We start from the raw sequence: 23431 nt of genomic DNA on the forward strand, positions 1-23431 counted from the left end.
ACTTGCTCACTCATCCTTGTCTGCTGGCTCATCGGCCGGCTCGGTCACTGCTCGGGCTCGTCGTCGCCCGGACTTCGGGGGCGCCGCGCCGGGGCCTCCGCCGGAGACGCGCCGGTGTTGCCGCCACCGGATTCGCCGTCCGACGCACCGCCGAGGAATGCGGACATCCACAGCCCGGCCGGTGCGGAGTTGCCGTCCGACGGAGGGCGGGGGGCAGCGCCCGAGGGCGTCGCCTGCTGCGGCCGTACGGACGGGATGACGGACCGGGTACGCCGCCTGCGCTGCGGAAGCCCGTTGGTGGTGCGGGGGCCGTCGGCGGACACCGGTTCCTCGGCGGCCGCTTCGGCCCGGTGCTTGGGGCCGCTGGGGTGGCGGGGCGGCGGGAGGCTGGGCGCCTTGGCCAAGGCGCCGCCGGGCACCGGGGTCACGGTGATCAGTTCCGGCGGTACGACCAGGACCACCCGTACGCCGCCGTACGCGGAGACGCGCAGCGAGACCTTGAAGTGATTCGCGTGGGACAGCCGGCCGACCACGGCCAGGCCGAGTCGCGGGGACTCCCCCAGGTCGTCCAGGTCCAGTCCGCCACCGGGGTGCTGCGCCAGGGCCCGCTCGGCGCGGATGCGGGCCTCGTCGGTCAGACCGAGTCCGGCGTCCTCGATCTCGACGGCCACACCGGACTGGACCTCGGTCGCGGTCAGGTGGACACGGGTCTGCGGCGGTGAATAGCGGGTGGCGTTGTCCAGCAGCTCGGCCACGGCGTGGATCAGCGGCTCGGCGGCGCGGCCGAGAACTCCGACGTCGGCCACCGAGTGCAGGTCGACGCGCTGGTAGTCGGTGATCCGGGACATGGCGCCGCGCAACACGTTGAACAGCGGGATGTCCTTCTGCCACTGCCGCCCCGGCCGGGCACCGCCGAGGACGGCGATGCTGTCCGCCAGCCGGCCGATCAGCGCGGTCCGGTGGTCGAGGTGCAGCAGGTCACTGAAGACGTGCGGGTCCTGGCCGTGCCGGTCCTCCATCTCGCGCAGTTCCAGCGCCTGTTGGTGCACGATGGCCTGGACGCGCCGGGCGATGTTGACGAAGGCCCGCTGGGCGGCGTCACGCAGGTCCTCCTCGGCCTCCACGGCCTGGAGGACGTAGCGCAGCACCCCGTGGTGCGCGGCTTCGAACCGGGGGCTCACCCGGGACGCCTGACCGGTGCTGCGCAGGACGTCCTCGACCGAGTTGCCCTGCTGGAGCCGCGCCATGGCCGCCGGCAGGGTCTCCTTGGCCATTCGTACCGTCTCGACCTCCTGCTCGGCCAACTGCCGTTGCAGGGCGGCCTCTCTCTCGGCGTACTGCCTGCGCAGCGCGTCGATCGCGCGGCCCCGGCGCGCGGCCTTGAAGTCCGCGGCGGCCACGGCCGCGGTCGCGAGGACACCGATCCAGACGGCGTGGGCACGGACCTCCGAAGGCAGCAACGGAACAGCCACGGCCACACATATGGCCAGGAGCACGGGTGGCAGCGGCCACCTTGCGGTGGAGGCCGGCCCCGGCCTTCCGGGTGACGCATCAGCACGAACCATCGGCAGCCTCAGAGCACTAAGGGAAGGGACAGGACGTCGTGCACGGAAATGCACGTACGCAGGAAAGGCGGCGAAAAATGCGACGGGCGACCGTTGGTCCGCACCCACCGAACCAGCACCGCAGTGCACGCCGAGCCGACCTGCCGCGCGCGGTTTCCAGGGGTCCAAAACCCCGGACGCCACACGCGGCGGCGACCTCACGACAGTCACCGGCGCCATGCCGCAACTGTCACAACTCGCTGCGCGGCAGTGAGCATAGCGGGGCCCGATTGACTCCGAGGGGCAAGTGCACACAACACATGAATGCACTCATGTACGAACATCAGAAGAATCGTTTGGCGCTAGCCGTTCAGCGGAATCGCGGGGAGGCGTGGCGATTGCGAAGCGAATGCCCGAATTCACTGGCGCGGGCCGAAATTTGGATCAACGGCAGCGTCGCACGGGGAGGGCCGTCAGCAACTGATCCGTCACTGTCATCGCGATCATCCCTCTCGCGCTGTGCTCTTCTGGAAGCGGCGGCGGCCCCGCCGCTGGCCGGATGCACGAGCGGCGGGGTCGGCCCCACGTCTCCTTCCGTGCCTGCCGAATTCAACAACGGCGGTACCTGCGCGAGTTGGAAGGGGAGTAGGGCACGCGTCGATTTGTCGACCTGTGCAATGCGGCGGTTCGCTACAGCGAAGGAATGGCCGGGAACCTGCTGCTACGGGATGTCGGCGGGCCGGGGAGGTTGACGGCGTTCGCCCGGATCCGTACCGCCGCTCGTCGTCTCGCCCATGTCGAGCAAGCCCGCCAAGGACGCCGCGTACGAGGAGCGGCTCCTTGTTCGGGCTGCGGAATGCGTGGTGGCCACGGCATACGTGGTGGCCACTCTCGCGTGATCAGACGTGGAAGCGGGTGGTCTCGTGCAGTTCGGCGCGGGGGACGGAGATGTTGTTGATGGGGGCAGAGGTGTCCGCGTAGCCGAAGGAGATGCCGAACAGCAGCTTGTTGTGGCCCGTGCCGTTGTTGTCGCCGTTGAGGCCCAATGACTCGCGGACGGTGTCGGCGTAAAAGCTCAGGAGACCTTGCGGGCAACTGGCGATGCCGTACGCCGTCATGGCCAGCAGGAGCGTCTGTCCGTACATGCCGAGATCGGCGGCCATGCGTTCTTCGGCATTGGGAGGCAGGAACAGCAGCGCGACATGCGGAGCCCCGTAGAAATTCAGGCTCTCGACGTTGAATGCCGCGCGCTCTTCATGGTCGTCGCGGCCGATGCCCAGTGCGCCGTACATCGTCGCGCCCGCCTCGTGGCGACGCTGCGCGTACGCGCCGGTGTACAGGTCGTCCCGGTAAGGGAAGTCCAGTGACATGCGCTGGTCGGCGTATGCGGCGGTCAGGTCCGCGCTCAGCCGGTCTCTAGCCGCGCCACTGACCACTTCGACGTGCCAGGGCTGTGTGTTGGAATTGGAAGGAGCCGCGCCGGCCAGGGAGAAGACAGCGCGCACGGTGTCTTCGGGCACCGCTTCCGGAGTGAAGGCACGGGTCGCGCGCCGGGCGCGTATCAGGTGTTCGGCGTAGGCGGGCGCAAAGGTGGACATACTCATGGGCTTCTCGTTTCGCAGAAGTGCGGATACTCGGGACCGATGCGGTGGTCACTGCTCCAGGAAAGAGTCGATGAGGCGGTCGGCCGCTTCCTTCAGCGCGGTGGCGGACTTCTCGGCCGCGTAGACCTGGGTGGTGACGCTGGCGCCTTCCACCAGCATCTGGAGCATGTAGCCCAGAGTGCGGTGATCGCGTACCGGCAACTGCGCGACGAGTTCCGTCATCAGTTCCAGGTAATCGGCCTTCAGCTCGTCGACGGCGACGCGTACCGGGTGGGTGCGGTCGGGGAATTCGACGGAGGCGTTCACCAGCGGACAGCCCCGGTATCCGGGCTCACTGATCTGGTCGGCGATGGTGGCGATGACGTGCCGGAGCTGCGCCGCGGGGTCGTCCGGACAGGCGGCGCGTGCCGCCTCCAGCCACACGCGGGAGGGCACCGCCTTCGATTTCACATAAGCCAGCGCGAGGCCGTCCTTGGACTCGAAGTTACGGTAGATGCTCGGCTTTCCGACCCCGGACCGCTCCGCGATCTCGGCCACCCCCGCGGAACGGATGCCTTCCCGGTAGAAGAGCTCGCACGCGGTCTCCCACACGCGCCGGCCCGCCGGCGAGCGCCACTGCTGTTCGTCTGCCATCGGAACTCCGGTTCACGGTTGACAACGCAGGCGTACCGATCGGCACGCGGACGACAGTACCGATCGGTACGCGGGGCGTCAAACAGTGCCCGGGGAGGTGAAAGGGCTGACTTGAGCCGCTTTCCGGGGAGGCGCGGGTGTGGGGGTCAGCCGGAAGCGGCGGTGAGTTGCGTGAGGTCCACCGTGTCGGCACCCGGGGCCGGGGCCGGGACGAGGAGGCAGACACCGGCTACGGCTGCGAGTGCCGCGGCCAGGCAGGCCGCGCCCGTACGCCCCCTGGCCCAGCGGGCCTTGAACCGTACGGGGTCCTCCACCAACACCTTGGACAGCCACCCGGCGGCGAGGGACACCGCGAGGAGGACCGCCGTCCGGGCCCAGCCGCCGAAACCGAGGACGTCCTTTGAGAGGAGCAGATAGATCGGCCAGTGCCAGAGGTAGAGGCTGTAGGAGACGGCGCCCAGTTCGCGCAAGGGCCTGCTCCCCAGGAGACGGCCGACCGGACCGGCCGGGGTGTGCGCCAGCAGGGCGATCAGCAGCGCTGCGGCCAGGGCGTGGAGGAAGAGGCCGCCGCGGAAGAGGAAGGGGTCGCTCGGGCCGCCGGTCAGACACCAGTAGACGCCGAGACCGCACACCAGAGCAGCACAGAGGCAGTTGGCCAGGCGACCGGGCGTCCTCGACAACAGACCGCGTACCGGATCGGTCGCCATCAGGGCGCCCAGCAGCAGCGAGAAGGCGCGGGTGTCGGTGCCCTCGTACACGCGCGTGGTGTCCGGGCCGTGCGCGAGGACGATCATGACCACCAGGGAGACGACGGCACCGGCGGCGGCGACCACGGGCACGAGACGGCGTGTGGCGCGCCTCCGGGCGAGGACCGCGACCACCACCGGCCAGACGACGTAGAACTGCCACTCGACCCCGATGCTCCACAGGTGGCTGAAGACGCGGGTGTCGCCGTCGTTCCAGTAGCCGACCTGGTCGCTGATGAAGTGCCAGTTCGTCGCTTGGAGCGCGGCCCACGGGCCGTCCTCGAGGGCGAAGCCCAGCAGGTAGGACGGCCCGGCCGCCCCGACGAGAAGCAGTACCGCGACGATCATCACGGTCAGCGCGGGCAGCAGACGGCGTACCCGGCGTTCCCAGAAGGCCGCGAGGCCGACCGTACCGTTCCGGTCCGCGGCCTCCTTGAGCAGCAGGCCGGTGATGAGGAAACCGGACAGGACGAAGAAGAGGTCCACGCCGAGGAAGCCGCCGCCGAAGTGCCCGGCGTGGAAGAACAGCACCCCCAGGACGGCGAGGCCGCGCAGACCGCCCAGGGGTGCGATGTGCCGTCCGGTCGCGCGCGGTCCGGGGCGGCCGTGGCGGCGGGAGGGCAGGGGGGAGGACGGCGGGGAGGGCGGCGCGGCCACGGATGTCGGCATGAACGGGTCCTTCGGGGGAGGCGGGAGGGGGTTGCTGCCGCTGGGGGCAGGCGGCAGCAACGACGTCGGGGACTGCAGCGGCAGCCGCGGCGACACGGTGGCCGCCGCATGCAGGAAGCCCTACGGGCTCAGCCGCACTTGAGCTGGCCGTAGACCTTGTCGCCGGTCCACGAGCCCTTCGCCCACCGGTCCACGGCGGCGGGCGTGAAGGAGTACTGCTTGCTCAGCTCCTGCCCGAACCAGTTGGCGAACGCCGCGGAGCCCTGCTGGCAGGAGTGGATACCGTCCTTGCTGCGCTGGGCCTTGCCCGCGGCGCTGTCGGTGCCCCACAGCGCGGAGGCGTCGAGGAAGCGGATCTGGTCCGGATTCTTCTCGGCCGCCTCCTTGGCCGCCTTGGGCGCCGACGCGATGGCGGCCTCGTGCCCCTTGTAGAACTCGTCGATCTTGAACGGTGGGGCGGAGACGAGGACGAGTTCGGCGCCCGCGTCCTTCGCGACCTTCGCGAGGCGCTCGTACGAGCTGCTCTGCTGAGCGGGAGTGCCCCAGTCATAGGTGGTGACCTGGTAGGCGATGACGTCCGGGTGGAAGGAGCCGACCGCCTTGGACAGGTCCTTGAAGGTGCCGTCGGCGAATTCGGCGGTGGGCCCCTCACCCTTGACGACCGTGCCGCCGCCCGCGGAGGCGATGGACTTGAACTCCACGCCGCCGGCCTTCATGGCGGCCCCCAGGGCGGGGGCCTCCGCCTCGGCTATCGAGTCGCCCATCCAGAGCAGCTTGGAGAGGTGCTTACCGCCCTTGTTCTCCGCGGGCGACGCGGCGGCGGACGCCGAGGCCCCGTCGTTCTTGCCGGGCTCCGAGTTTCCGCAGCCGGTGAGGGCGAGAAGGGAGGCGCCCACGAGCAGGGCCCCGGCGGCCATGCCCGGGGTCTTCAGTCCTCCGGAGCGCCGCGCCGGAGCGACGGGCGTGGCGGACGGGTCGGAGGTGGCGGGCTGCTGCGAGGGGGACGGGGTCTGGTCCATGTGCTTGCTGTGCATGCTTCGAGGCAATCACGGTGCACAGGCGATACCGGCGCTCGTCATCTGCCGCTCACATACCGCGGGAATGCCCGTCATACGGTGCTCACACGGTGGCCGCGATCCGGGCCCGGCCGTCCCCTTGATCACCGGTGAGCCGCGGATCGCGTCGGCGGCGTCGCTCCCGTACCGCGACGGCGTGGCCAGGCGGCGGGCCGGCGCAGAGCGTCGGCCGGTGCCCCTCCTCCTTACGCCGACCTGCGGTAGACCCGGAACGCCCGCGTGGCCAGGAAGCTCATCGCGAGAGCCACAGCGGCGAGCAGAGCCAGGTGCGCCCAGACCGCTTCCCGGTCGGCACGCGCCAGCAGCGCCTGCCGGGCGGCGGCGACCGCCCATTCCACGGGGTTGCAGGCGGCGATGTTCCCGACCCAGCCCGGGGCGAGGCGGAGGTCCATCACGGCGGAGCTCAGGAACATCAGCGGCAGGGTGGTGAACTGGGAGATGGCAATCAGCGTGGCTTGCTGGCGGGTCAGCAGAGCGACGGCGCTGGACAGCGCCGAGAAGATCAGCGCCAGCAGCACCGCGGCGAGAACGGTGACGCCTACGCCGGTCACGCCTCCGGGAAAACGAGCCCCGGCGGCCAGGGCGACGGCCACGACGGCCAAGCTCTGCACGACGGTCTGGACTGCCTGGTAGGCCAGGCCCGCGCCCATCATGGCGCCCCTCCCGGCCGGTGAGGTGAGCAGCCGGTCCATCACGCCGCGGTCGATGTCCTGGAGGTAGGTTGTCCCCGCCCACGCGCTCGCGAACAGCGCGGTCATCATGACCACCCCCGGCGTGAGGAATTGCAGGAAGCCGCCGCTGCCGGTCGTGAAGCCGGGCAGGTTCACTACGGAACGGAAGAGCTGTCCGAACAGCAGCAGCCAGATGACCGGCTGCACGAGTCCGATGACGAGAAAGGCGGGCGACCGCCGCAGGGTACGCAGCAGACGGCCGGTGAGGTACGCGCAGTGGGCCATTGCGGTCAGCGCGCGCGGGCCGGCGGGGCTCATGTGTGTGCTCGTCACTTCGCCGCCTCCAGCCCCTGCGAGGCGTCGAGCCCCTTCGAGACATCGGCTCCCGCGCTGCCGGTGGCTCCGATGCTGTGGCCGGTGTGCCGGAGGTAGACGTCGTCGAGGGAAGGGCGGGCGAGCGTCGCGGAGGTCACGGCGACGCCCGCTTCCTCCAGTGCGGCCAACGCGGGCGGCAGCGCACGGGCTCCGTCGTCGGTACGGCCACGGACCGTGCGACCGTCCACGGTGATCTCCCGCAGTTCCGGCACCCGTTGCAGCACTGTCCGTGCCCTGTTGTCGGCTTCGGCGAGCTCGATCTGCACCGCGTCGCCGCGCAGTTCGCTCTTCAGCTCCTCCGAAGTGCCGGTGGCAACGACCGTACCGTGGTCGACGATCGCGAGCCGGTCGGCCAGGTGATCGGCCTCGTCCAGATAGTGCGTGGTGAGCAGCACCGTCATCCGCTCCTCGGCGGCCAGCCTGGTGATCTCGTGCCACAGCTCCGTACGGGACTGGGGGTCGAGACCCGTCGTCGGCTCGTCGAGGAACAGCACCTGCGGACGGTGCATCAGCCCGAGCGCGATGTCCAGTTTGCGCGCCATGCCGCCGGAGTACGTGCGCACCAGCCGGTCCGCGGCGTCGGCCAGGCCGAAGCGCCGTACGAGTTCACGGGCCCGTGCCCTGGCGTCCCGGCGGGGCATCCCGTGGAGGCGGCCCGCGAGCAGCAGGTTCTCGGTCGCGGTGGCCATCGGGTCGGTGCCGGGTTTCTGGGCCACGAGCCCGATCGCCCGGCGTACCCGCTCCGGGTGGGCCGCCACGTCGATGCCGGCGACGCGGGCCGCTCCCGAGTCGGCGGCCGCCAATGTGGAGAGGATCTTCACCGTGGTGGACTTGCCCGCCCCGTTCGGACCGAGCAGCCCGAAGACGGTCCCCCGCGCCACGGCGAAGCTCAGTCCGCGCACAGCGGAGACGGGGGGTTTGTTCCTGCCTGTCCGGTAGGTCTTCACGAGTTCAACGGCTTCCAGTGCCGTTGCAGCCTGCTGTACCGCAGCCATCGCCGCACACCTTTGTCAGATTCGGTGCGACTCCCACCTTCCTGGTGTCACTGGACACGAGGAGGCTGAACGGCGAGGGACGGCGAAGGCTGAACCCTACGGTGAGATGTCGCGGCGACGCTAACAAGAGGGCGCGTGGGTGGCAAGCGCGCCTCCGTCGCGCCGCGGCTCCGTCAGCGGAGCGCGCGGGCCAGTACGTCGCGGTGAGCACCGACCCACGCGAAGGCGTCCCGCACCTCGGTGACCGCTCCGGCGTCGCGGAGGCGGACCATCGCCGGGTCGCCCGCCCGGGCGCCAGCCTCGATGCCCCGCCAACACCGGTCCTGCCACCACAGGATCGTGGGGATCAGCCAGTCCCGGTCGGTCAGGCCGTATGCGTCGGCGACCAGCCGCAGTCGCCGCGCGCTGTCGGCGACATCCTCGACGCGCGGCCCGAGGCCGATGTACTGCCAGCACACGTGGGCGATGTCGTGGACACGTTCGCCCGGCGCCGCCAGGTCCCAGTCGATGAAGGCCACCGGGCGCAGGGTGCCGCCGACCGGCCGGTAGACCGTGTTCCTGGGCGCGAGGTCGTTGTGGCAGACGACCTCGTGCGCTCCGGCCAGGTCGGTGCCGGCCGTCAGGTCGTGGAATTCGCGTACGAGCCGGGCGACCCGCTCCAGGGTTTCCGCCGCGTGCACAGCAGGCGGCTGTTCGCGTTCCCAGGCCACATGCCCGTCCAGGTAGGTGAGCGTCTCGCGCCCGTCCTCGTCGATGCCCAGGTACCGCGGTGCGCCGGGCCAGCCGCGGGCCTCGAAGAGTTTCAACAGCTCACCGACGAAAGCGGTGGCGGCCGAGGCAGGACGGCGCACCGTGGCGCCGACCCGTACGACGTGCTGGACGAAGCCGCCCGGCAGTGGTGTTTCAGGCATTCTGCCGCTGCGGAGGGCTGCCGGTCGTACCGTCCGTGCCGCTCGGCGCGGGCCATTCGAGAATGGTCAGCTCGGGCCACTGCTGCTGCCACCGGGCGGCCTTCGCCTCGTAGACCGACCGTGGCGCGAGGACGGGGTTGGGGCGGACGACGAGGTTGAAGACGTCCGACAGCCCGTGCGGCGCGTACACCCGCCATCGGCCGTCCCGCTCCGTGCGCACGCCCAGACAGCAGGTCGTCGCGGCGAAGCGGTCGATGGCGGCCTCGGTGGAGTCGTACGGCGGGCAGGCCACGCCGAACTTCTCTGTGTACCAGAGGTGGACGCGCGCCTCGTTGCGGATCTCGACCTCGGCGGGCAGTCCGGTGAAGACCTTCCGTCCGGCCTCGATGGCGGCGTCCTCCGCCTCCCAGGAGAGGTCCGTGCCGTCGAAGTAGAAGACGTCGTAGTCCTTGATGCCGGCGGTCGGCGGCCTGCCCGTGGCCACGTTCCACACGGTCTGGAAGAGGCATCCCGCCGTCACGTACCACCCGGGCAGGTCCAGCGTCGCGGTGCGCGACAGCACTTCCGTCAACACCTCGTTGCGGGAGAGCGTCGCACGCAGGGAGTCGAGTTGCCGGTCGAGAGGGAGTCTGCTGATCACCGGACCTTGCCTATCACATCCCGCCCGGCCGCCGGCCGGCCTTATGTCCCGCGCACTCCGGCCGGCTCGGCGGCATCGCGTTCGGCGGCGCGGTGGGCCAGTTCCGACCAGTTGTCGGCGTACGCGCGGGCCAGTTGGGCGACGGTCCGGCGGTGGCCCTGCGGAAGGCCCTCCGTGATCTTCTCCCACTCCTCCGGGCTGACGGTGTGGATGCCGAGCAGCCGCAGCAGGGTGCGGCCGGTGTCGCTGTAGCGCAGGGCGGGGTCGCCCTTGAGCCGGTTCACGACGCGGCGCCGGTCCGCCAAGGGCATCCTGATGTGAGCCACCGGTCCGCCGGATGCCGGGCGGGGCCTTTGCCCCGGGGGCCTGCCGGGGCCGCGTCCCTGTTGCGCGGCGCGCTTGCCGCGCGCGGCGAGCAGGGGCTCTTCCCCGCGGCGGATCCGGTTGCGTACGTCGCGCGCCGTCTCCGGGGAGATGCCGGTCCGCTGCGCGATCTGCCGGAGTGACAGGTCCGGGTCGGCGGCGATGAGTTCGGCGGCCTGCCTGCGGCCCTCCGCACCGTCGAGCGGACGGAAGCGGCCGTCCTGGCCGACGCGGCCGCGTTCGGCCGCGCCGCCCGGCATCCGGCGGCGGACCTTGGCCACCGTCGCCGGTGCCACTCCCGTGATCGAGGCGATCATCCGGTTCGACCAGATCGGGTGCGAGGCGATGATGCGCTCGGCCGCGCGCTTGCGGTCGGCCTTGGTCAGCGGCAGGCCGTGGCCGGTGTTGGACTCGACGGCGAGGACGAAGGCGTCCGCGTCGCCGCCGTCGAAGAACCGTACGGGGATGGTGGACCAGCCGCGTCGCTGGGCCGCCCGCAGCCGGTGTGCGCCGTCGATGACGCGCAGCGTGCCGCGGTGGACGATGATGGGTGGCAGCGGTGCGTCGGCGACCGCCAGCAGTTCGATGTGCTCCTGGTTCTCCCCCGAGATCCTCGGCGAATCGCTCACCGACAAGGCACTGATCTCGACATCGACGACCGTGTGCAGGTCGACCTGCGACTGCCCAGGTTCCACTTGCCCCTCCTCGGTCCGTAGGTCCCGTTCGCTCTCCGGTTGCGGAGCGGCGGACGGTTTACGGGTGGGCCGGTCCCGCCCCGTGCTGCCGGGAGTGCGACCGGTGGGTGCCGTACCGTTTCTGCCTTTCGGGCTCCCGCGCCTTTCGGGCCTTTACGCTCTCGGCCCTTGCGGCTTTTCGTCGCTGCGCTTTTCGGCTTTTCGGCCTTGGCTTTCGGCCTTCGGACAGGAGCTGCGAGAAGGCGGAGAGCGGGAACGGTTCCGGAGCGGCGGAGCGCATCCGCTCGTATGCGCTCCCCCGCTCCGGCCCCGCTCGGCGCGGCGGGCCGGAAACCGGTGGCCCGTCCCCAAACCCACGGCCCGCCGCCGCGCCGCCACGACCGGGGTGTTCCAGGCGGCCGTGGTCTCACGGCATCTTCGGCCGGAACCGCCGGGCTTTCCGTACCGGGCGTTCGTGGCTCGAAGATGCCGTTGTGCTGCTGATGCTGAGCTGGCGCGCCGGGGCAGGGAAGGGGGCTCTTGTCCAGGACTTGTCCAGCACTTGTCCGGCCTGCTCAGGGCGGTGGCCGGCCCTGTATCCGGACAATTCCGGGGAGACTTGTCCGATGAGAATTGCCTTGAATTCTTTCGGGGCAGCACAGATGCGTCCGGGTCCGTACGGGCTCGGGGAGGGGCGTCGGCCGACCCCGCGCCCGTACGGATACGGACACGTCTTCGTCTCGGTCCGTGGCTAGCTCCGCGCGCCGAACACCTGCGTCCACGTCAGCCCGCCGGACGTGTCGTGGGTGCCTATGCCGATTTCCTTGAAGTCGCAGTTGAGGATGTTCGCCCGGTGGCCGGGGCTGTTCATCCAGCTCTTCATCACCTCGTCGGCCGAACGCTGTCCCCTGGCGATGTTCTCGCCGTAAGTGCTCCACCGGTATCCGGCGGCCGTGATGCGGTCACCCGGGTCCGTACCGTCCGGGCTGGTGTGGTCGAAATAATTCCTGGCGTCCATGTCCTGGGAATGACGCCGGGCCGCGGTGACGAGCTGGTCATTGGCGCGGACGGGTGAGCAGCCCTGTTTCGCTCGCTCGGAATTGACCAGAGCGGTGACCTGCTGGGCGAAGGCCGACCCGCCGCTTCCGGAACCGGCGGCCGGGACGGGGGCGGGGGCGGCGGAGGACGGGCGCGGTGCCGGGGCGGCCGGTTCGGAGGGAGCCCGCTTCTTCCTCGGGGTGTGCGGCTCCTTGGAGGACGACACGGACGGCGACGGGGTGGGGCTCGGGCTGTGGCTCGCCTTGGAGGGGGACGGGGTGGGGGTCGCCGCCGAGGGCGTGGCCAGGGGGGCCGATTCGGGTTCCGTCGCGGCCCGTGAGGTACCGGGCTCGTCGTCCGGGCCGCCGATGAACAGCGGCAGCGCGCCGCCCACCGTGGCGAGGGCGGCCGCCGCCACGGCGGCCGCGGTGACGGCGCGACGGCGGCGGACCCGGCGGCTCTCCCGCAGTGCGTCACGGAGCTGGGCGCGGCCACCTCCCGTGGCCGGGCCGGTGACCGGCACCGCGCCGCCCGCGGCCGCGGACACGGCGGAGGCGGACTGCTGGGAAGCGGCGGCCGCGAGGACCGGGGTGTCCATGGTGTCCGGCGCGAGGGTGGCGGCCAGGGGCACCAGGGCGAGGCCGACCAGCAGCCGGTCGGCGGGTACCAGCCCGGACGAGAGGGAGGAGCAGACGGTGCATTCGCGGGCGTGCCGCGCGATGCGCTTGCGCCACAGTGCGGAGGGCACTCCGTCCCACTGTTCGGTCACCGTGTCCAGCAGCACGCACCGCGGCGTCGAGGACAGCGCGCGGACGACCACGCGGGACGCTTCGAGCTGGGACTTCATCCGCTGGACCCGTACGGCCGTATGCTGGGGCGTCAGCTCCATCGCGGCGGCGACCTCCGCGCGGGTCAGTTCGCCGGCCGCCTCCAGCCACCACAGGGACAGCAGCGCGCGGTCGCCTTCGTCGAGCCAGCGGGTGGCTTCGGCGACCTCCCGACGCTGTCCGGACAGGCCGAGGCGGACGATGGTCAGTCCGACGAAGTCGGCGCGAGGGTCGGGGACGTCGTAGGCGTCGTCCAGACCGCCGGCGACGGGGGCTGCCTGGTCCTGCCGCCAGTGCGCCCGTATCTGGTTCATCGTGATGGCCACCAGCCAGGACCGGAAGCTGCCCGGGTCACGGAGGTCGCCGAGGCTGCCGAGGGCCCGGAGCATCGTCTCCTGCGCCACGTCGTCCACGTCCGCGTGGCCGTGCAACGCGCGTCCCACGATGTTGTACACCAGGGGCATGGACGCGGTGACGAGCTGGTCCCTGGCCTGCCCGTCCCCCGCCTGCGCGGCCGCAATCACCGCAGGATCGAGTTCGCTGCTCACGCTCTGTCCACTCTCTTTCGGCTCGGGCTTGTTCCGTCCCACACACAGGAGATGCTGCGGGGGCGGCGCCGATAACAGAAATCGAGCAATCGTCCGTCAGATTCGTACGGGCTGGCGGAGGGCGGGCGCGATGCCCACCGGGAGGGGCGACGGGATGCGCTGGGAAAACGGCCTCCGGGGCGGACTTGCCCCATCTGATCCCGAAATGTCAGGGCAAAGGTTGGGGGAAACGGGCCGCCGGGTGCATCCTTCGGCGTGACTCGTGCGTCTCACGAGGAAGCCACCCTCTCATGTGGCCGTACTGAAGCGGCATTTGGAGAAAACACGTTGAAAACTGGCATCAAGGGCGTACGTCGCCTGTCCGCGACGGCCGTCACCGCCGCGGGAGCCGTTCTGCTGACCGGGACGTTCGCCGCCCCGGCCCAGGCCGCGGCGCCCAAGACCGCCCCGGCGAAGGCCGCGGTCAAGGCCGCGGCACCCAAGGCCCCCGCGATCACCGCGGCGGGCGGTTTCGTGATGAACAACGGCAACGGCAAAGCGGCCTTCGCCAAGGCGGCGGACAGCCGCCGTTCCATGGGTTCCACCACCAAGATCATGACGGCTCAGGTGGTGCTGTCCCAGAAGAAGCTCAACCTGGACACCAAGGTCACGGTCGACAAGGCGTACAGCGACTACATCGTCGCCAAGACCGCCTCGTCGGCCCGGCTCATCGTCGGTGACAAGGTCACCGTCCGCCAGCTCCTGTACGGGCTGATGCTCCCGTCCGGGTGCGACGCGGCGTACGCGCTGGCCGACAAGTTCGGCACCGGGTCCACCCGGGCGGCGCGGGTGAAGTCGTTCATCGGCCAGATGAACACCGCGGCGAAGAACCTCGGTCTGAAGAACACGCACTTCGACTCGTTCGACGGCATCGGCAACGGTGCGAACTACTCGACGCCGCGTGATCTGACGAAGCTGGCCTCCGCCGCGATGAAGAACGCCACGTTCCGCAGTGTCGTGGGCACCAAGTCCACCAAGCAGAAGGTCACGACGAAGAGCGGCGGCTACCGCTACATGTCGTGGACCAACACCAACGACCTGCTCGGCAGCTACGCCGGCACCATCGGCGTCAAGACGGGTTCGGGTCCGGAGGCCAAGTACTGCCTGGTCTTCGCCGCCACCCGGAACGGCAAGACGGTCATCGGTACGGTCCTCGCCTCCTCCTCGGTGGCCAACCGCACCGCCGACGCCAAGAAGCTGCTGGACTACGGCTTCAAGGTGTGAGCCACGGAAAGGGCCTGCCCGCGGCATCCGGCCGCGGGCAGGCCCTTTCCCTTGCCGCCTTCCGGGACGGCAGGACCGGTGGGTGCCCTCCGGTGGTGGGGGTGGCCCCAGGCCGGGGACGGGGGCCGGCCGTATTCTCCGCGCCGGGGCGCGCTTCTAGCGTCCTTGCTCATGACCAACTCCGTACGGATGCCTCCTCCCTCGCCGCCGGACCCACATGCGTCCCAGGCCCGGCCCTCTCCCCCGGCTCCGCGCCGCCGTGGACTCCTGGTGTTTCTTGTCGTGGCCAACCTGGGCATGTGGGCAGCCATGGCACCCCTCCTGCTCACGGATTTCCGGCGGGAGAGCGCCCGGTCGGTGACCGGCGCACTGGAGGAGGTGTGCATCTCGGCCGCGATGTTCGCCCCGGCGCTCGCCGCGCTCCTCGTCGTCCGGTACGTGGACCGCGCCGGCCGGATACGGGACGTCCTCGCCCTGCGGTGGCCCCGGCCCCACGGCCGCACCGTACGCTCCTGCCTGCTGGCCCTCGCGGTCCCGGCGGCGCTGACCACCCTCGCGCTCGGTGTCGGAGCCGCGGCCGGGCACTATCCCTTCGGTGTGCGGTGGGAGGCCGTCGCTCCCTGGGCCGCCGCCATGCTCCTTCAGATGCTGGTCTCCCTGCCGCTGTTCTTCGGCGAGGAACTGGGCTGGCAGGGCTATCTCTTCCCCCGTCTGGCACGGGACGGCGGGGGCGCGCGCCTGGTGTGGGCGTACGTGGGCACCGGCGCCGCCTTCGCGCTGTGGCACCTGCCCACCCTGCTGATGGGCGGGCAGTACCCCGGCCGGCCCTGGTACGTGTCCGTACCCGCCATGGTGATGAGCTGCGTACTCATCCTGCCGGTCTTCACCTGGCTGCGGCTGCGTTCCGGTTCGGTGGTGCCCGCGGTACTCGGCCACACCTTCGTGAGCACGGCGGGCGTGGGCATGGTCAAGGTGTGCGCCACGCCGGACGCTCCCCTGGACCCCCTGCACATGGGGCTGACCGGCTGGCCCGGCTGGATCGTCACGGCCGCGTTCGTCGTCTTCCTCGCGCTGACCGGGCGGCTCCGGCCGTCCACGTACGCCCCGGGCGACCGTCGGCACCCGTCAGCGTCCCGCCCGTACCCGGGTGCCGGGGCCGCCGTGGCCCGGTGAGCGAGCTCCGTGCGTGGAAGACCTGCCACTCGCCCCGGACCGGGGCGAGGCCAGCAATCACGAGTCGCGGCGGCCGCCATCGGTCGGGGCAACTACAACCGGGCGGGAGCTGCTGTCACTGGTCGGGGGCCGCTGTCACGGATTCGTGCCGGCCGAGGTGGGAGGAGACGGACCGGCCGGAGGCGACGGAGGCCGCGGATTTCATGCGTTCCTCGTCGTACTGCTTCCAGTCGGCGGGCGGCCAGGTCGCCTCGGGGGCCGCGAGCGACCGGTCGATGTGCTCCCGCAGCCCCTCGCCGAAGAAGTCGGACACCTGCCGTACCAGCTTCAGCGCCTCGATGGTGCCCGAGCTGAGCGGCCTGGCCATCCGGTCGGTGCCGCCCGGCACACTGCGCGGGGCGACGTGCGCGTGGTGCGCCGCCCGCAGCGCGTGGCTGTGCAGGCCGGCGCACGCGTAACCGACCGCCAGGGCGATCCGCCGCACCGCGTCGTCCACCCCTCGGGCCAGCTCGCCGGCGCCCAGCAGCGTCTGGTGCGGGCTGCCCGGCCCTTCGAGTCCGTCCGCCGTGCGGGGCGGCAGCTTTTTCTCCTCGGCGTCGAGCAGCCGGTGCGCCCGTTCCATGACGGTCGCGACGAAGGCCAGCTCTTCCAGGTCGATGGAGTGGGTCATGGCGGTCCTCCCGTGCCGTGTGCGTACAACGGCACCGTAGGGACGGCTGGTCCCATACATGACCCGATCCGCCAAAAGCAGACCCATTGGAGTTACGGACGGACCTGCCGCCGGTACGCCGGCGGCCCGTCAGTGCGCGATGGAGTCGATGAGGTCGCGCGCTCCCTGGCGCAGCAGCGCGACGGCGACGGACGTGCCCAGAGTGGCCGGGTCGAGCGGTCCGGCCCACTCGTGCGCGTTGAGTACGGTCTTGCCGTCGGGGGTGAACACGCAGGCCCGCAGGGACAGTTCGCCGCTGCGCTCGGTCTTCGCGTACCCGGCGATCGGCGAGTTGCAGTGGCCCTGCAGCACGTGCAGAAACATCCGTTCGGCGGTGGCTTCCCGGAAGGCGTCGCGGTCGCCGAGCGCGCTGACCGCGTCAATGGTGCCGGTGTCGTCCTCGCGGCACTGGAGGGCCAGGATGCCGGCGCCGATGGGCGGGCACATCGTCTCGGCCGACAGGATCTCGGTGACGACGTCGCGGCGGCCGATGCGCTCCAGACCGGAGACGGCCAGCAGGAGGGCGTCGGCGTCCCCCGCGTGCAGCTTCTCCAGGCGGCGGTTGGCGTTGCCGCGCATCGGCACGCACTGGAGGTGCGGGTACGAGGCGGCGAGCTGCGCGACACGGCGTACGGAGGAGGTGCCGACGCGCGTGCCGTCGGGCAACTGGTCGAGGGTGAGTCCGCCGGGGTGGATGAGGGCGTCGCGGATGTCGTCCCGTTGGAGGAAGGCCGCGAAGGTGGTCCCGGCGGGCAGGGGGCGGTCGGCCGGGATGTCCTTGACGCAGTGCACGGCGAGGTCCGCCTCCCCGGCCAGCAGGGCGGCGTCCACCTCCTTGGTGAAGGCGCCCTTGCCCCCGAGTGCGGACAGGTCACCCATCCAGCGGTCACCGGACGTCGTGACGGGCACGACCTCCGTACGGATTCCGGGGTGCCGGGCGGCCAGCTCGCCGCGGACGCGCTCCACTTGGGCGAGTGCCATGGGAGAGGAACGCGAGACGATGCGGATCAGTTCAGGGGCGGACATGGCGTACACCCTAGGGCGTCGGGGCCCGGCTCCGGCTCGGCGAACACTTGGACACGGGGCGGAGGGGCAACCCGTCCTCGTCCGGCGCCGCCCTTCGCTGTTCAGGCCACGGCGACGGCGCCTAGGGTGACGACCATGAACGCCTTTCCCGACCCCTACATAGACATCGACGGCCAAGGGGCCGAGGCCGGGACACCGCTGCTGTTCGCGCTGATTAGCGGGTACGGGCATTTCACCGCCATGCAGGTCAGGGACGGCCGGGTGCGCGGGCTGGGGTTCCACCTCGCCCGGTTGGACGCGGCCACCCGTGAACTCTTCGGTGAGCGGCTGGACGGTGACCTGGTGCGCGAGCGGATCCGGCACGCGCTGGGCCGGAAAGCCTTGCGCGACGCTTCCGTACGGGTGTACGCATACCGCCCGCAGCCAGGCGACGGCCCGGCCACGCTGGTGACCGTAAAGCCGCCCGCGCCGGAGCCCGCGGCCGCGCAACGGCTCCGCAGCATCCCTTACCAGCGGCCCGCGGCCCACATCAAGCACCTGGGCGAGTTCGGGCAGGGCCTCCACCTGCGGCAGGTCACGGCGGCCGGGTTCGACGAGGGCCTGCTGGTGGCGCCGGACGGCACGGTCGCCGAGGGCACCATCACCAACGTCGGTTTCGTCGCGGGCGGCACGGTCGTCTGGCCGGACGCGCCCGCCCTGGAAGGCATCACGATGCTGGTGCTCCGTCAGGAGCTGGAACGCGCCGGCGTGCCCTGGCGCGAGCAGGCCGTACACCTCGACGACCTGGCGTCCTTCGGCGGCGCCTTCGTCAGCAACTCGCGTGGTGTCGCCGCTGTCGCGCTGGTCGACGATGTCGCCTTTCCCGCGGACGCCGAGCTGGTCCGTACGGTCAGGGGCCTGTACGCGACCGCGCCCTGGGACGACATCTGAAACTGACGGGTGGTGAGGCGCTGACGGGTGGTGAGGCAGGGCCGAGAAGAAGGGGACGTGGAGAGGGGTCGCGGGGGCGCCGTCACCCCGTTCGCCCGTCCCGGCGTGCGGACCGGCGGAGGCTGGGACAAGGTCATCTCGTCAGGTCCACCCACCTCAGTCTCAGGAGAGTCACATGCTTCGTAACGTCGCGATCACCCTCGCCGGTGTCACGGCGGCCGGTTTCCTGGCCGCCGGGCCCGCCGCCGCCGACTCGGGCGGTGGCGCCGCCGCGGCAGGCGCGTACGGCTCCGGCGGCTACTCGTCGGAGAACACGCTCGGCGGGTACCGCCACTACAACGTCGGCGGCCCCTCGGGTGTCACCGCCACCGGCGCCGCCTACGCCCACAGCAAGGCGAGCGGCGAGTTCGACTACGGCCGCTACTTCAAGGCCGTCTGGCACTGACCCGGATACGCGTCGGCACGCCGACGGCCGTGCCCCGCGTCCTTCCACGGCGCGGGGGCGGGCAGGCACCGTCCGGTCGCACGCCGACGGCGCCGTGGCACCGGCTGTCACCTCCCCTTCACGCACGTGTCCGGACGCCCTTCACCGGGCATCCCGACGGCGGCCGCTGCCACGCACCAAGCCTGCCGCACGGTTCCAGCACTCCGTGGCGGATGACGGAACGCAGACAGAGCGGCCCCTGCCGGAAGCTTTCGGCGGGGGCCGCTCCGCTGACCGGGCACCGACGCCGGCGCCGGTCAGCCGTTCCGGCGCCGTTAGCTGTGGGGCTGCTCCGGGGGCTCCAGGACCAGGACGGGGATGTCACGGTCGGTCTTCTGCTGGTAGTCGGCGTAGTCGGGGAACGCCTCGACCGCACGCCCCCACCACAACGCCTTCTCCTCGCCCGTCACCTCACGGGCCACCAGGTCCATACGGACGGGGCCGTCCTGCAACTCCACCCGGGGGTCCGCCACGATGTTGTGGTACCAGACCGGATGCTTGGGAGCACCGCCCAGCGAGGCGACGACGGCGTAGCGGCCCTCGTGCTCCACCCGCATCAGCGGGGACTTGCGGATCTTGCCCGACTTGGCGCCCCGGGTCGTCAGGATGATGACCGGCCGGCCCCGCATCGTCGTTCCCTGGGTGCCGCCGCTGCTCTCGTAGAGCTCGACCTGGTCCCGTACCCACTTCTCCGGGCTCGGCTCGTACTCGCCCTCAAGTGGCATGGCATCCGTCCCATCGTCGCATCGTCGTCCGCCCGAGCGGGCGTGGTGTCCTACGGTCCCGCCCACGGCGGAACCGACCTGACCCTTCCTCAACACAGGGGGCGTACGCAATCTTCCCGCGGGGTGGTGTCGTGGCCGGTGGCGGGCCCGGAGCTACCGCGCCGCCGGTGCGCCCGCGCCGTTCATGGCGGCCTTGTGCTGGCGTCCCGCCAGACGGGAACCGGATTCGCGTCGGGTGGTCCTGCGCAGCAGCGGTACGGCGAGGAGGAAGCCGAGGACGGCCCAGGCGGTGAGGACCAGGGCGACCGTGGGCAGTTGCCAGGAGCCCGACACCTCGGCGGCGACGGCGCTGTCCGGCAGCAATGCCGACCGTAGCCCCTGAGCCAACCACTTGAGCGGGAACACCGAGGCTATCTGCTGCACGATCTGCGGCATCCGGAACAACGGGAACATCGTCCCGGAGATCATGAGCAGCGCCATGGAGGGCAGCACGATCAGGGCCAGCGCCTCACGCGGGTTGGGCAGGACGGCACCGATGGCGGCGCCGAGCGGCACGACCGCGAGCAGCCCGAGGCCGGTGACCCAGAGCAGAGTGATCCACTGCGCGGGACTGGCCGGCAGCGGGCCGTCGGCCAGCACCGCGCCGGCCCCGAGCAGCACGACGAGACTGCCGACGGCCGTGCCCAGGATCAGCAGCGCCTTGGCCACCAGGTAGGCCGGTATGCCGCCCGGTGTGGCCCGCAGCCGCAGCAGCGCGCCTTCTTCGCGTTCCGTGACGAGCATCTGCGGGACGGTCAGCGTGCCGAGCTGGAAGAGCAGATAGGCGCAGAACCCGACCAGCATCAGATGGCCCATCGACAGGTCCGTGCCGGGTACGGTGCCGCTGATGGTCGTGGCGAGCACGAGCGCCACCACGACGTTCGCCAGATGGCCGCTCAGCTCCTTCTTGCTGCGCAGGAGCTGGCGCAGCTCGATGCCTCCGCGCCGGACCCCCGCCCGCAGGATGCGCTGCGGTCCTGTCCCCCTCATGCGGCACTGTCCTCTCGGTCCCCGGGGTCCCCCGGGTGTCGGTTCTCGGTGTTCACCATGTGCAGGTAGGTGTCCTCCAGCGTCGGGCGGCGCACCTCCAGGTCTGCTATCGGTCCGCCGGTGTCGCGGTGCAGTTCCCACACGAGCTGGGAGGGGTCTTCGGTACGTTCCCTGCGCGGCGTGCCGTCCTGGGCCGTCCAGCGGACCTCGGCACGTGCTGCGGCCTGCCGGGCCAGTTCGGCCGGGGTGCCGCAGACGCGGATCCGTCCGTCGACCAGCACGGCGATACGGTCGGCAAGGCGTTCGGCCTCGATGAGGTCGTGGGTGGTGAGCAGGACCGTGACGCCTTCGTCGGCGGAGAGCTTCTCGACCAGGACGTGGAAGTCGTAGCGCGCCTCCGGGTCGAAGCCGGTGGTGGGCTCGTCGAGGAAGAGAAGCTCGGGGCGGCCGACGATGCCGAGGGCGACGTCGAGGCGGCGGCGCTGGCCGCCGGAGAGTCTGCTCACCAGTTGGTCCGTCTGCGCGGTCAGGCCGACGACGTCGAGCAGTTCCTTCGGGTCGCGCGGGTCGGGGTAGTACTCGGCGAAGTGGCCGACCAGCTCGCCCACCCGCCATCGGCCGTGGTCGCGCCAGGACTGCAGGACGAGGCCGAGCCGTCCGCGCCAGGCGTCGTCGCCGCGCACCGGGTCCGTACCGAGTACGCGTACGTCACCCGACGAGCGCCGGCGGAAGCCTTCGAGTATCTCGACGGTGGTGGTCTTCCCGGCGCCGTTCGGCCCGAGCAGGGCGAAGATCTCGCCGCGGTGGATGTCCAGGTCGACGCCTTGCAGCACTTCCCTGGAGCCGTAGGTCATGCGCAGGTCGCGGGCCTGCACCACGGGCTCGGGCGTGGTCACCGGTGGACCTCCGTTCGCATCGGCTGGTTGCTCTCCGGTCCCGTACCGGACGAGCGGGTACGCGACGTGGCGTCTTCGGGCGAGGGTGTCGCACCCCCGGGAGGCGGGCCCTTGGCGGCCCCGTCGACGATGGCCCGCAGCGCTGCCACGTGCCCTTCGAAAGCGGTCCGGCCCCGGTCGGTGAGCCGGACCTTCGTCCGGCGCTTGCGCCCGCCGCCCTCCTTCTGGATCTCCAGGTACTGGGCCTCCTCCAGCGTGTGGAGCTGTTTGGAGAGCGCCGAGTCGCTGAGCGAGAGGCTGTCCCGGATGAAGGGGAAGTCCGCCCATTCGGTGGCGGCGAGCAGCGCGACCACCGACAGCCGGGTGGACGGGTGGATCAGTTCGTCGAATCCGGTGGGGGTGCTCATGGACGGCTCCCGTAGTGGCGCATCGGCGCGAAGGCCCACCGGTTGGCGGGCGCGGTGAAGAGCAGGAAGAGGCCGGCGCATATCGTGGCCTGCACCAGGCTGCCGTACGGCACCTCCGCCCACTCGACCAGCCAGGAGGTGAGCACTATGCTCGCCCCGCCCAGGCCGCCGGCCACGCCGAACACGGCGTACACGCGCCAGGTGTAGCGCGAACGGTGCAGCCGCACCCGCGACTTGCGGCTCGACCGCACCCCCATGGCGGCCAGGACGCCCACGTACGCCGCCAGGGCCACCCAGAGCGACCATGGGGGCAGGTCGAGCCCGCTGACGGCCAGGTAGACCCACATCACCGCCGCGATCGGCAGGTATCCACGACGCCCCGTCACGGTGCAGCGTTCCAATTCGTCGTAGACCCGCTCCTGCGGGACACGGATTCTCTGCAGGTCCGCCCATGCCTGCTCGGCGTCCACCGGTGCGCCCATGCACATCGCCCCCCTGAAACCTTGACGTGCCGAATCTCCGGCGACCGATCCCCGGCCGCCGACTTTCCCACTAGGAAAGTTAGTGCAGACTTTCCCAGCAGGCAAGTCAAAACGGCGATGTCTGCGGATGAGCTGTGCGGCGAGGGCTGTCGCGGCAAGGTCCGCCGGTGGCGAAGGAGTTCACGCAGGCTGCTCTTCGAGCATGCGCCCGCCACTCGTCACTCGCCGTCCGCGCAAGAACCTGGCCGAACGGCCGCCCGTGCCAGACTGGCGCGTATGGGGGATCACATCCATCACGCATCCGTGCGCCGCAGCTACGACACCGTGGCCGAGGAGTACGCGGCCCGGCTGCACGACGAACTCGCCGGAAAGCCCCTCGACCGCGCGCTTCTCGCCGCTCTCCTGGAGCGGACGGAACCCGGCGGAACGGTTGCCGACCTGGGCTGCGGCCCCGGGCACGTGGCGGCCTGGCTCGCCGGGCACGGTGCGCGCACGGTCGGTATCGACCTGTCCGCGGGCATGGTCGCAGTGGGCCGCCGACGGTTCGCGCAGGTGGAGTTCCGGGAGGGCGACCTGCTGGATCTCCCCGCACGGGACGGCGAGTTCAGCTCTGCCGTCGCCTTCTACTCGGTGATCCACCTCGCCCCTGACGACCTGCGCCGCGCTTTCGACGAGGCACGGCGGGTCCTGGGCCCTTCCGGCCTGCTCCTTCTCTCCTTCCACGTCGGCGAGGAGGTCCGGCACCTGGACGAATGGTGGGGGCACACCGTGGACATCGACTTCCGGTTTCTCGATCCGGCGCAGGTGACGGCGCTTCTCGAAGCGGCGGGATTCGTCGTGGAGATGCAGATGGAACGGGCGCACCACGCCCACGAAGCAGCGACGCGCCGGGCGTACCTTCTGGCCCGCCGGGCCTCCTGACCGGGTATCCCGGTTACCTGTCGCCCCCGACCACCACTTCCCGACCACCACTTCCCGACCCCCACCTACCGG

The 23431-nt window shown here is 71.0% G+C and carries 23 protein-coding genes; 5 read left to right on the forward strand and 18 right to left on the reverse strand.

The window, feature by feature from the left end; genetic code table 11:
- Positions 1 to 44: 44 nt before the first annotated feature.
- The 11 genes from EJG53_RS01610 to EJG53_RS01665 form a co-directional block, all read right to left on the reverse strand.
- Positions 45 to 1565: an ATP-binding protein gene (locus tag EJG53_RS01610; protein ID WP_125043202.1), complete on the reverse strand. Its 1521-nt coding sequence runs from the start codon at positions 1563 to 1565 to the stop codon at positions 45 to 47.
- Positions 1566 to 2443: 878 nt separating this feature from the next.
- A complete protein-coding gene (locus EJG53_RS01620; protein WP_218041895.1) occupies positions 2444 to 3148 on the reverse strand; it encodes a nitroreductase family protein in 705 nt (234 codons plus the stop codon).
- A 48-nt stretch (positions 3149 to 3196) separates the two neighbouring features.
- On the reverse strand, positions 3197 to 3781 hold the full coding sequence (locus EJG53_RS01625) for a TetR/AcrR family transcriptional regulator (protein ID WP_125043204.1): 585 nt from the start codon (positions 3779 to 3781) through the stop codon (positions 3197 to 3199).
- Between the two features lie 146 nt (positions 3782 to 3927).
- The gene (locus tag EJG53_RS01630) at positions 3928 to 5196 is read right to left on the reverse strand and encodes an acyltransferase family protein (RefSeq protein ID WP_125043206.1); all 1269 of its coding nucleotides are present in this window, start codon (positions 5194 to 5196) and stop codon (positions 3928 to 3930) included.
- Positions 5197 to 5324: 128 nt separating this feature from the next.
- Positions 5325 to 6230, reverse strand: coding sequence for an SGNH/GDSL hydrolase family protein (locus tag EJG53_RS01635; RefSeq protein WP_125043208.1), 906 nt, complete (start codon positions 6228 to 6230; stop codon positions 5325 to 5327).
- Positions 6231 to 6457: 227 nt separating this feature from the next.
- Positions 6458 to 7276 carry an ABC transporter permease gene (locus EJG53_RS01640; RefSeq protein ID WP_218041896.1) on the reverse strand — a complete coding sequence of 273 codons (819 nt, stop codon included), beginning with the start codon at positions 7274 to 7276 and terminating at the stop codon, positions 6458 to 6460.
- Positions 7273 to 8313, reverse strand: coding sequence for an ATP-binding cassette domain-containing protein (locus EJG53_RS01645; protein WP_125043210.1), 1041 nt, complete (start codon positions 8311 to 8313; stop codon positions 7273 to 7275). The genes EJG53_RS01640 and EJG53_RS01645 overlap by 4 nt, the downstream gene beginning before the upstream one ends.
- 173 nt (positions 8314 to 8486) lie before the next feature.
- Positions 8487 to 9224, reverse strand: coding sequence for a phosphotransferase (locus EJG53_RS01650; RefSeq protein ID WP_125043212.1), 738 nt, complete (start codon positions 9222 to 9224; stop codon positions 8487 to 8489).
- Positions 9217 to 9864 (reverse strand): nucleotidyltransferase family protein, encoded by a 648-nt coding sequence (locus EJG53_RS01655; RefSeq protein WP_125043214.1) that lies wholly within the window; start codon positions 9862 to 9864, stop codon positions 9217 to 9219. Before EJG53_RS01655 ends, EJG53_RS01650 begins: the two co-directional genes overlap by 8 nt.
- Positions 9865 to 9905: 41 nt before the next feature.
- Positions 9906 to 10922 carry a ParB/RepB/Spo0J family partition protein gene (locus EJG53_RS01660; protein WP_125043216.1) on the reverse strand — a complete coding sequence of 339 codons (1017 nt, stop codon included), beginning with the start codon at positions 10920 to 10922 and terminating at the stop codon, positions 9906 to 9908.
- A gap of 730 nt (positions 10923 to 11652) precedes the next feature.
- Complete coding sequence (locus tag EJG53_RS01665; RefSeq protein WP_125043218.1) at positions 11653 to 13314, reverse strand: sigma-70 family RNA polymerase sigma factor; 1662 nt, start codon at positions 13312 to 13314, stop codon at positions 11653 to 11655.
- A gap of 327 nt (positions 13315 to 13641) precedes the next feature.
- Between EJG53_RS01665 and EJG53_RS01670 the strand changes: the two genes are divergently transcribed.
- Together EJG53_RS01670 and EJG53_RS01675 are read left to right on the forward strand one after the other, a co-directional pair.
- Positions 13642 to 14577, forward strand: coding sequence for a D-alanyl-D-alanine carboxypeptidase family protein (locus tag EJG53_RS01670; protein ID WP_125043220.1), 936 nt, complete (start codon positions 13642 to 13644; stop codon positions 14575 to 14577).
- 270 nt (positions 14578 to 14847) lie between these two features.
- Positions 14848 to 15750 carry a CPBP family intramembrane glutamic endopeptidase gene (locus EJG53_RS01675; RefSeq protein WP_244954917.1) on the forward strand — a complete coding sequence of 301 codons (903 nt, stop codon included), beginning with the start codon at positions 14848 to 14850 and terminating at the stop codon, positions 15748 to 15750.
- Positions 15751 to 15865: 115 nt separating this feature from the next.
- Here EJG53_RS01675 and EJG53_RS01680 read toward each other — a convergent pair whose 3' ends face one another.
- On the reverse strand, positions 15866 to 16420 hold the full coding sequence (locus EJG53_RS01680) for a hypothetical protein (RefSeq protein WP_174856354.1): 555 nt from the start codon (positions 16418 to 16420) through the stop codon (positions 15866 to 15868).
- Positions 16421 to 16549: 129 nt separating this feature from the next.
- Positions 16550 to 17485, reverse strand: a complete 936-nt coding sequence (gene hemC, locus EJG53_RS01685; protein ID WP_125043222.1) for a hydroxymethylbilane synthase — start codon at positions 17483 to 17485, stop codon at positions 16550 to 16552.
- Positions 17486 to 17620: 135 nt separating this feature from the next.
- On the opposite strand from hemC, the gene EJG53_RS01690 reads away from it, so the two are divergent.
- Together EJG53_RS01690 and EJG53_RS01695 are read left to right on the forward strand one after the other, a co-directional pair.
- On the forward strand, positions 17621 to 18415 hold the full coding sequence (locus tag EJG53_RS01690) for an aminotransferase class IV (RefSeq protein WP_125043224.1): 795 nt from the start codon (positions 17621 to 17623) through the stop codon (positions 18413 to 18415).
- 175 nt (positions 18416 to 18590) lie between these two features.
- Positions 18591 to 18860, forward strand: a complete 270-nt coding sequence (locus tag EJG53_RS01695; protein WP_125043226.1) for a hypothetical protein — start codon at positions 18591 to 18593, stop codon at positions 18858 to 18860.
- A 314-nt stretch (positions 18861 to 19174) separates the two neighbouring features.
- On the opposite strand, the gene EJG53_RS01700 is transcribed toward EJG53_RS01695, so the two are convergent.
- The 5 genes from EJG53_RS01700 to EJG53_RS01720 form a co-directional block, all read right to left on the reverse strand.
- Positions 19175 to 19624, reverse strand: coding sequence for a nitroreductase family deazaflavin-dependent oxidoreductase (locus tag EJG53_RS01700; RefSeq protein ID WP_125043228.1), 450 nt, complete (start codon positions 19622 to 19624; stop codon positions 19175 to 19177).
- A 153-nt stretch (positions 19625 to 19777) separates the two neighbouring features.
- The gene (locus tag EJG53_RS01705; protein WP_125043230.1) at positions 19778 to 20653 is read right to left on the reverse strand and encodes an ABC transporter permease; all 876 of its coding nucleotides are present in this window, start codon (positions 20651 to 20653) and stop codon (positions 19778 to 19780) included.
- On the reverse strand, positions 20650 to 21507 hold the full coding sequence (locus EJG53_RS01710) for an ABC transporter ATP-binding protein (protein WP_174856521.1): 858 nt from the start codon (positions 21505 to 21507) through the stop codon (positions 20650 to 20652). Before EJG53_RS01710 ends, EJG53_RS01705 begins: the two co-directional genes overlap by 4 nt.
- 38 nt (positions 21508 to 21545) lie before the next feature.
- Positions 21546 to 21956, reverse strand: coding sequence for a transcriptional regulator (locus tag EJG53_RS01715; RefSeq protein ID WP_244954918.1), 411 nt, complete (start codon positions 21954 to 21956; stop codon positions 21546 to 21548).
- Positions 21953 to 22438 carry a hypothetical protein gene (locus EJG53_RS01720; RefSeq protein WP_125043234.1) on the reverse strand — a complete coding sequence of 162 codons (486 nt, stop codon included), beginning with the start codon at positions 22436 to 22438 and terminating at the stop codon, positions 21953 to 21955. The genes EJG53_RS01715 and EJG53_RS01720 overlap by 4 nt, the downstream gene beginning before the upstream one ends.
- 276 nt (positions 22439 to 22714) lie before the next feature.
- On the opposite strand from EJG53_RS01720, the gene EJG53_RS01725 reads away from it, so the two are divergent.
- Positions 22715 to 23359 (forward strand): class I SAM-dependent methyltransferase, encoded by a 645-nt coding sequence (locus EJG53_RS01725; RefSeq protein ID WP_125043236.1) that lies wholly within the window; start codon positions 22715 to 22717, stop codon positions 23357 to 23359.
- Positions 23360 to 23431: the final 72 nt, after the last annotated feature.

Origin of the sequence: Streptomyces chrestomyceticus JCM 4735, from assembly GCF_003865135.1 — a bacterium.
GTDB classification, from domain to species: domain Bacteria; phylum Actinomycetota; class Actinomycetes; order Streptomycetales; family Streptomycetaceae; genus Streptomyces; species Streptomyces chrestomyceticus.